This window comes from Acinetobacter sp. ANC 5378 (genome assembly GCF_013004315.1).
Lineage (GTDB): Bacteria > Pseudomonadota > Gammaproteobacteria > Pseudomonadales > Moraxellaceae > Acinetobacter.
Genome location: NZ_JABERK010000095.1, coordinates 1 through 8,220, shown reverse-complemented (window position 1 = coordinate 8,220; position 8,220 = coordinate 1). Strand labels below are relative to the sequence as shown.

The window sequence follows — 8,220 nt, the reverse complement described above, 5'->3', positions numbered from 1 at the left end:
AAACATTTTCGGATATTAACAGAACGCTATAGAAACAGACGGAAACGATTTGGTCTAAGAATGAATTTAATTGCTGGAATGGTGAATTGGATGCTCTTAAATTAACTTTCGCAAGAGATCTAATATATGTAGGCATATTTTTTATCACCTATATTTATATCAGCTATCGTGCCATTCAATCTAGACGATCAGATTATATTTTTTTAGCGATTTGCTTAACTGGAATTGTCAGTTTTGCTATCATTGATACGCTATTGTTATTGTCGAAATCATCTTCTGATGTACAACCATTATCACCCTATACCTCACCGATTATTAGTTTCTTTGTGGTGGTTATATTGGGCGCGAGATTGACACGCAATGTAAAAAAAATAGAAACATTTAATACCGAATTAAAAGTCAAAGTTAAACAGGCGGAAGAAAATTTAAGTTCAAGTTTGAATGAAAAACATCAATTGGAACTTGAGAATGTGAAGTTGCAAGAAAGAATACATTTATCTCATGATTTACATGACGGTTTGGGGGCATCATTGGTTCGCTCCATGATTTTAGTGGATCAAAGTGCACATAATATTCCGAATCAGCAATTTTTATCGATGCTCAAATTACTTAGAGATGATTTAAGGCAAATTATTGATAATGGTTCATCTGCTGATAATAAAATTCCCGTCAGTCCAGTCATGTGGGTTGCACCGGTCAGACACCGTTTTAGTCAGCTGATGGATGAGTTAGATATTCATTCTAAATGGGCTTTTCCTCGTGAGTGGCAGGCTGTACCCACAGCGCTCCAGTGTTTGACCTTGATTCGTGTGTTGGAAGAAAGTTTAACCAATGTGATTAAGCACAGTCAGGCAAAAAATGTGAAAGTATCGATGACTTATCTTGTAGAAAATCAATTAATTTTGACCATACAGGATGATGGCGTGGGTTTTGATACGGATTGTGTGGCACAACAGGGATTAAGTATTGGGATGCGTAGCATGAAAATGCGCTTAGAACGTATAGGGGCGGAACTTAACTTATCTTCTGAAGGGGGTTGTACGATAATTCAAGCCATTGTTCAGCTTAAATGATTTTATGTATGCAGTTGAAACTAAGCTTGTAACAAAGAAGTTGTCACTGGGAGATAAGGCTAATCCTAGCCTTTAAAATGTCGGCGTTCATTGCTCTATCTAAAAAAAGATAATTATTAAAAATAAATTTTGGTGACAAGATAAGGGGGAGGCGTAATGAATGATAATTTAAAATTACATAATATTCAGCAACTCGAGGATTTAAAGACTTTAAATATAAAAGATTTGAATCAACTTTTTAAAATAGGAACCTGTCCGAAGATTGAATCTTTAAATGGCAGTGCCAAAGGTAGGGTGATTAAACCCGTCTGGTTTAAGCGTTTAAATCTTTGGCGAGGTAAAGTATTTAATCTTTCTTCTACAGGAGAATTAACAGGACTGAATCGATTGGGGATCGGTCAAATTGAAACCCAAAGATATCAATTTAATGCTCGTACCGGAAAATCACTATTTAGTGACCAAGATGTTTTGATTATCAATCATGATTTATCTGCTAATCCCAATTGGGTCAGGCGTTATCATGATGAAATGGTGCAAATAGATACCCATATTTATTTAGCAACTTCATATTATCGAGTTGGGAAAAAACTAAAATTTGTAAGTTATTTTGCTTTTGATTTTTCTAAAAAATAAACTTTAATGCTTCTAGAATATAAAAAAGGGGAAATCTAATTTCCCCTTTTTGCCTGATTTATTCTTGCTCTGTAGCAGGTAATAACATCAGAATCGATTCATTTAACAAGTTTACGATGTCTTCCAACATATCTGGATCATAAAGATTTTCATCGAGTAATACTGAACTGCCATCAGCCAATTGTTTTAAAATCGGTGCAAACGCATCTGAAATATAAATGCCTTCACCATTGGCCCAGAACAGCAACTCATCTTCGTCTTCAGTATAAAGTAGACGTGATGCCGGCTCAAGAATGAGAGAATAACTTTGATCCAACGCTTCTTCCAAATCACCTGTACCAATGGCTTCCGCCTCTGGAATGTTTTCAGGATATTTCGGTTCCGACATCAGGCTCATGAGTGCATCTTCAAGCACGGTTGGATTTTGCAATTGAGCTAAAAGTTCTGCTTTTAAATACTCAAGTTCAGCCTGACTGATTTGACCGATCGGGCTGATTTTGTCGCGAATAATGTCGGTCAGTGGATTTTTAAGCAGCTGGTCGGCAGCAAATTTATCACTGACGCGATCCATCATTTCCGCCACATTTGGCATACGGAAACCAAATGAGTAGGTCAGACAGTCATCTTCTGCTACGCCGTAATGAGATAGACCTGGTGGTACATAGAGCAAATCGCCCGGCGCTAAAACCTCATCAAAATTGACCTCCATCTCTGGCAGTAATTTTAACGGCTGGCCTGCAACAAATTCGCTTTCAGCATTGCACATTTGACCTAACTGCCAGCGACGATGTCCATGACCCTGCACTAAAAACACATCGTAAAAATCGAAATGTTTACCGACTGAGCCGCCTTTTGGGGCATATGACACCATGATGTCATCACGACGCCACTGCGGAATAAAAGGGAATTTTTTCCAAAGTTCAGCAAGGTCAAAAGAGTAATGATCCACAGCTTGTACCAGTAAAGTCCAAAGCTTGGGCATCTTCTGGAAATCAGCTTTCGTTAAAGGCGATGATTTCACAGACCATTGGTTTGGATCTTTATCTTTTTGTTTGATTAAACGGGCACTGACATTTTCATCCAGTGCAAGTTCCATCACATCGTTAGGTTCTAACAGATTCGCAATTTCAGGAAGCGCATTACGTACCAGTAATGGTTTTTTTTGCCAATATTCGGCAAGAAATTGTTCAGCGGTAATTCCGCCTAATACATCTAAAGGTTGAGACATAAATACAGCCTAAAATTAAGGAACTAAAATATTCAATTGACGCAGGATATGACACAGCTGAATCATCGGCATACCCATTAGCGTGGTTTGGTCTTGCCCATTCATTTGCTCAAACAGGCTAATACCCAAACTTTCACATTTGAAACTACCGGCGCACATTAAAGGTTGTTCTACTTCAATATAACGTTCAATTTCAGCAAGACTGAGTTTGCGAAATTTGACCTTGTAGTGTTCAACCAGCGTTTGTTCAAAGCCAGTTGACTGCTGTTGAACACTTAATGCGGTACTGAAATAAACAATTTTATCGGAATTGGCTTGTAATTGTTTCACTGCTTTTTCAACCGTTAGTGGTTTGCCAATAAAAATATCCGGTGCACCTTCACGCCAAGCGACCTGGTCTGATCCAATCACTATCGCTTCTGGAAATTGTTCTGAAATGGCTTTGGCTTTTTCAAAAGCCAGTCGTTTGGCCAAATGATCCGCATGATTTTCACCACGCGGAGATTCATCAATATCAGGCACAATGCTTTGATAGTCGATGCACAGGCGGTTCATCAGGTCTTTACGGGTTTGGCTGCTTGAAGCCAAAATAATTTGGGGAGTACTCATCACACTGCATATTCCATCAGCACATCAAGCGGAACATAGGAGAGCACAGCTTGATGGCAAGCTTGAATTTTAATGGGAGGGGCGATACCGGCCTGGTATGCTTCAACCCAACGGGTCACACAAATACACCAAAAATCACCGGGCTCTAAACCTGGGAAATCGACTTCTGGTAATGGTGTGATCAAGTCATTACCTACTTTTTGCGAAAAATTAAGAAACTCAGCGGTCATTTGTGCACACATTGTATGCTGACCTAGATCTGTTGTCGCAGTATGACAAAAGCCGTTACGAAAATATCCGGTAATAGGAGCATAGCAACAGCTAGCCATAGGTTCGCCTAAAACATTTAAACGATTGATATTTGGATCTGGGTGAATAGACATAAGCTCTAAATCATGATGTGGCTTTTGACTATCATAATCAAAACTTTGCCTTTCGACAGCTTTTATGCAAAAGAAGCTAACCTTTTTCTACATAATCATTTAAAATCGGGCGGTTTTTATATCTATAAAGAGAGCTATACATGAATTTTCAGCGTATGACTGACCTCGATTTAACAGGTAAACGCGTTCTTATTCGTGAAGATTTAAACGTACCTGTAAAAAATGGTGAAATCACAAGCGATGCACGTTTACGCGCGGCGCTTCCTACAATTAAAGCAGCGGTACAAAAAGGCGCTGCGGTAATGGTTTGTTCTCACCTAGGTCGTCCCGTTGAAGGTAAACCTAAACCAGAACAGTCTTTAGCTCCTGTTGCTGCTTATTTGACTCAAGCTTTGGGTCAAGACGTTAAATTATTAACTGACTACTTAGATGGTGTTGAAGTTGCCGCAGGTCAGGTGGTATTGCTTGAAAACGTGCGTTTCAACCCGGGTGAAAAGAAAAACAATCCTGAACTTGCACAAAAATATGCAGCACTTTGCGATGTATTCGTGATGGATGCATTTGGTACTGCGCACCGTGCAGAAGCTTCGACTGAAGGCGTAGCGCGCTTTGCCGCTGTTGCAGCAGCAGGGCCGTTACTTGCAGCTGAACTGGATGCTCTAGGTCGTGCACTTAAAACCCCTGAAAAACCAATGGTTGCGATTGTTGCCGGTTCTAAAGTTTCAACTAAACTGGACGTGTTAACTTCACTTTCTGATATTTGTGACCAAATTATTGTTGGTGGTGGTATTGCCAATACCTTCCTGGCTGCTGCTGGCTACAATGTGGGTAAATCATTGTGTGAAAATGATTTGATCGACACAGCCAAAGCAATTGCTGCAAAAGTATCAGTTCCACTTCCAACAGACGTTGTGGTTGCAGATGCAGCTGAAATCGACTTTGCTGATTTCTTGGGTTCCTTGGCTAAAGCAAAAGCAGTGGTTAAAAATGTTGCTGATGTCAGCGACAACGACATGATTTTAGACGTTGGTCCAGAAACTGCAAAAGCATTTGCTGAAATTATCAAAACTTCAAAAACCATTCTTTGGAATGGTCCAGTGGGTGTATTTGAAGTCGATCAATTCGGTGAAGGCACCAAAGCATTGTCTTTAGCGATTGCTGAATCTGCTGGTTTCTCTATTGCAGGTGGTGGCGATACTTTAGCTGCAATCGACAAATATGAAGTGGCTGACAAAATTGGTTATATCTCTACCGGTGGTGGTGCTTTCCTTGAGTTTGTAGAAGGCAAAACACTTCCTGCAGTTGCGGTACTACTTGAACGTGCTTAATCTTTAGATCTGAAGCTTTAAATTAGCTCAAGCCATAAAGTAAAAATGACAAAAGGTTGACTACAGTCAGCCTTTTGTCATTTTGGAATACATATTTTAGTCATCAAAATGAAATATATCTGCAATAAAATTACGTTCATTAAATCTCCTGTCCTAGGAAAATCTGATGAACTTGAAATTAACACTTGCAGCACTCCTTATTGCACCTTTAGCTTTAACTGCTTGTGCCAAGAAAGATGAAGCTCCAAAAAATGATGCAGCTGCAACAGCAGCCGTAGAAGAAAAAGTTACGCCAGAGCAACAAGCGGCAATCGACTCACTGGACAAACCTGTTCTGGATGAAAAAAATACAGATGTACCTGCGGAAATAGCCAATGCGAATGCAGATGAAGCAACTCCTGCAGCCGAAGCCGCAGCTTCTGAAGCCACTGCACCTTAAGTTTGTGGTGTTTTATTTAAAAGTCCCTGCATAAGCAGGGATTTTTTTTGAAATAGTGTTTTTTATTACTGAATTGAAAGCAATCAGCATGTAGAATATGGGGCATCAACTGGGAGGACATTATGGCACTTATATCATTGCGCCAGCTCTTGGATCACGCCGGCGAACACAACTACGGCGTACCAGCTTTTAACGTAAACAACTTAGAACAAATGCGCGCAATTATGTTAGCCGCAGACGAAACGAATTCACCTGTTATTGTTCAGGCATCTGCGGGTGCTCGTAAATATGCAGGCGCTCCGTTCTTACGTCATTTAATTTTGGCAGCAATTGAAGAGTGGCCACATATTCCAGTGGTTATGCATCAAGATCATGGTACTGACCCTGATGTATGCCAACGCTCGATCCAGTTGGGCTTTTCATCGGTAATGATGGACGGTTCATTGGGTGCAGACGGTAAAACACCGACAAGTTACGAATACAATGTCGATGTAACGCGTCGTACAGTTCAAATGGCACACGCTTGCGGTGTTTCAGTTGAAGGTGAAATTGGTTGCCTGGGTAGCCTTGAAACCGGTATGGCGGGTGAAGAAGATGGCGTAGGCGCGGAAGGCGTTCTTGACCATTCTCAGCTTTTAACTTCAGTTGAAGAAGCGACTCAATTCGTTGCAGATACCAATGTCGATGCTTTGGCAATTGCAGTCGGTACTTCACACGGTGCGTACAAATTCACACGTCCACCTACAGGTGATATTTTAGCGATTGACCGCATTAAAGAAATTCATGCGGCATTGCCAAATACCCATCTTGTGATGCACGGTTCAAGCTCTGTGCCACAAGAATGGTTGGCTGTGATCAATGAATTCGGCGGTGACATCAAAGAAACTTATGGTGTGCCGGTTGAGCAACTGGTTGAAGCAATCAAACATGGTGTGCGTAAAATCAATATCGACACTGACTTGCGTTTGGCTTCTACTGGTGCGATGCGTCGTATGATGGCGGAAAAACCAAGCGAATTCGATCCACGTAAATTCTTCTCTGCGACTGTTGATGCAATGAAGCAAATCTGTGTAGATCGTTACACAGCATTTGATACTGCGGGTCATGCAGACAAGATTCGTCCAATTTCTTTAGAGAAAATGGTGAATCGTTATAAATAATCATTAAAGATTATCTATAATCAAAAGCCCACATCTATTGTGGGCTTTTTTATATCTAACCCTAAACCATTATATATAAGGAAAATAAGGCAAAAGATGGAACTTATATTTGCTGCGGCCTGCTGTAGTGTCGTCATCTCAATTCTTTTAAAGCTCGCTAAAGGCAAAGGTTTTGATGCACTCCAAATGATTGTCTGGAACTACGCTTCAGCCAGTCTATTGTGTTTTTTATGGTTTAAGCCAGATCTGCAGCATATTTCTATGTTCAATACGCCGTGGTGGTTAATTGTTGCCTTAGGCATTTTGCTGCCGAGTATTTTTTTGTGTTTAGCTAAATCATTGCAATATGCGGGCATTATTAAAACTGAAATTGCCCAGCGCTTATCTGTGGTTTTATCGCTATTGGCAGCATTTTTTATTTTTCATGAACAGTTCAACACCTTAAAAAGCATGGGTATTGCTTTGGGTATTGCAGCAGTACTGAGTATTTTATTTACACATCAAAAAGCCGAAACAGGGCAGCCATCTTCAAAACAGGCGATGTTATATCTGGCATTGGTCTGGTCTGGATACGCCTTAATTGATGTATTGCTCAAGTACACCACCGGCTTAGGCGTACAGTTTACCGTCGCCCTAAACTTGATGTTTATCTGTGCTTTTGTATTGTCACTGGCTTATATTGCAATGACCACAAAAACTGCGGGTAGCAAAAAGAACATTCTGGCCGGACTAGGTTTGGGTGTACTGAATTTTGCCAATATTGCACTGTATGTCAAAGCGCATATTTTATTGAAAGACACACCTGCAATTGTGTTTGCAGGTATGAATATTCTTGTGGTGCTATTTGGTGCATTAAGTGGCTTAATTATCTTTAAAGAAAAATTAAAACCCGCTACCGCTGTAGGTTTGGTTTTAGGTTTGGTTAGTGTGATTTTCCTAGCTTATGCGATATCTGCTTGAATAATGTTTTTGCAAAAGTTTTCGGATGTTTCACGATGTCTATGGTGTCGGCTGTACCAAGCAGCAAGCCAGCCTGCTTGCAGTCTGGACAGGTGGGGTAAAAAGAAATCGCATTGGTGGAATATTGATACATATAAATTTTATTGCAGTGTGTGCATTCAAATTTCATCGGCATTTTAGTTGTAGCAGCAATCATGATGTGAACCACCTTTTATTTTTGCGCAAATATACCTCAATATTGTTGCAAGAATAAGACCTGAAATGACATAAAAGGGGGTTATAACCCACTGCTGTCCCACAATTTTTCATAAAAGGAGGCTCAATTGAGCTTCCTTTTGTTTTATCGGTATTTTATCGGGCATGAATAAAGCTTTTAAGGTTTTTCTCTCAAACAGATTTACTTGGAT

The 8,220-nt window shown here is 40.2% G+C and carries 8 protein-coding genes and 2 pseudogenes; 7 read left to right on the top strand and 3 right to left on the bottom strand.

Annotated elements, in window-relative coordinates; genetic code table 11:
* From HLH16_RS15470 to HLH16_RS15460, 3 genes and pseudogenes are all read left to right on the top strand, one after another.
* Positions 1-105: pseudogene (locus tag HLH16_RS15470) on the top strand (IS5/IS1182 family transposase); the annotation flags it as partial.
* Between the two features lie 14 nt (positions 106-119).
* Positions 120-1,073 (top strand): annotated as a pseudogene (locus tag HLH16_RS15465) (sensor histidine kinase); the annotation flags it as partial.
* Between the two features lie 156 nt (positions 1,074-1,229).
* A complete protein-coding gene (locus HLH16_RS15460) occupies positions 1,230-1,706 on the top strand; it encodes a hypothetical protein (RefSeq protein ID WP_171529988.1) in 477 nt (158 codons plus the stop codon).
* Positions 1,707-1,764: 58 nt separating this feature from the next.
* On the opposite strand, the gene HLH16_RS15455 is transcribed toward HLH16_RS15460, so the two are convergent.
* The 3 genes from HLH16_RS15455 to HLH16_RS15445 are packed head-to-tail and all read right to left on the bottom strand — an operon-like array spanning position 1,765 to position 3,926.
* Positions 1,765-2,934 (bottom strand): ribosomal protein uL16 3-hydroxylase, encoded by a 1,170-nt coding sequence (locus tag HLH16_RS15455; RefSeq protein WP_171529987.1) that lies wholly within the window; start codon positions 2,932-2,934, stop codon positions 1,765-1,767.
* A 15-nt stretch (positions 2,935-2,949) separates the two neighbouring features.
* Positions 2,950-3,543 carry a Maf family protein gene (locus HLH16_RS15450; RefSeq protein WP_171529986.1) on the bottom strand — a complete coding sequence of 198 codons (594 nt, stop codon included), beginning with the start codon at positions 3,541-3,543 and terminating at the stop codon, positions 2,950-2,952.
* Complete coding sequence (locus tag HLH16_RS15445; RefSeq protein ID WP_067724598.1) at positions 3,543-3,926, bottom strand: DUF2237 family protein; 384 nt, start codon at positions 3,924-3,926, stop codon at positions 3,543-3,545. The genes HLH16_RS15450 and HLH16_RS15445 overlap by 1 nt, the downstream gene beginning before the upstream one ends.
* Positions 3,927-4,066: 140 nt before the next feature.
* Here HLH16_RS15445 and HLH16_RS15440 point away from each other — a divergent pair, with 140 nt between their 5' ends.
* From HLH16_RS15440 to HLH16_RS15425, 4 genes are all read left to right on the top strand, one after another.
* Entirely contained in the window at positions 4,067-5,254 is a 1,188-nt protein-coding gene (locus HLH16_RS15440) for a phosphoglycerate kinase (RefSeq protein WP_171529985.1), read from the top strand.
* A 166-nt stretch (positions 5,255-5,420) separates the two neighbouring features.
* Positions 5,421-5,693, top strand: coding sequence for a hypothetical protein (locus HLH16_RS15435; RefSeq protein ID WP_171529984.1), 273 nt, complete (start codon positions 5,421-5,423; stop codon positions 5,691-5,693).
* A gap of 122 nt (positions 5,694-5,815) precedes the next feature.
* Positions 5,816-6,853, top strand: coding sequence for a class II fructose-bisphosphate aldolase (fba, locus tag HLH16_RS15430; RefSeq protein ID WP_171529983.1), 1,038 nt, complete (start codon positions 5,816-5,818; stop codon positions 6,851-6,853).
* A 96-nt stretch (positions 6,854-6,949) separates the two neighbouring features.
* Positions 6,950-7,813, top strand: a complete 864-nt coding sequence (locus HLH16_RS15425) for an EamA family transporter (RefSeq protein WP_171529982.1) — start codon at positions 6,950-6,952, stop codon at positions 7,811-7,813.
* The last annotated feature ends 407 nt before the right edge of the window (positions 7,814-8,220 follow it).

Excerpts from the sequence above, each read along its gene's own strand:
- HLH16_RS15460 (WP_171529988.1), top strand. The coding sequence starts at position 1,230 with ATGAATGATAATTTAAAATTACATAATATTCAGCAACTCGAGGATTTA.
- HLH16_RS15455 (WP_171529987.1), bottom strand. The coding sequence starts at position 2,934 with ATGTCTCAACCTTTAGATGTATTAGGCGGAATTACCGCTGAACAATTT.
- HLH16_RS15450 (WP_171529986.1), bottom strand. The coding sequence starts at position 3,543 with ATGAGTACTCCCCAAATTATTTTGGCTTCAAGCAGCCAAACCCGTAAA.
- HLH16_RS15445 (WP_067724598.1), bottom strand. The coding sequence starts at position 3,926 with ATGTCTATTCACCCAGATCCAAATATCAATCGTTTAAATGTTTTAGGC.
- HLH16_RS15440 (WP_171529985.1), top strand. The coding sequence starts at position 4,067 with ATGAATTTTCAGCGTATGACTGACCTCGATTTAACAGGTAAACGCGTT.
- HLH16_RS15435 (WP_171529984.1), top strand. The coding sequence starts at position 5,421 with ATGAACTTGAAATTAACACTTGCAGCACTCCTTATTGCACCTTTAGCT.
- fba (WP_171529983.1), top strand. The coding sequence starts at position 5,816 with ATGGCACTTATATCATTGCGCCAGCTCTTGGATCACGCCGGCGAACAC.
- HLH16_RS15425 (WP_171529982.1), top strand. The coding sequence starts at position 6,950 with ATGGAACTTATATTTGCTGCGGCCTGCTGTAGTGTCGTCATCTCAATT.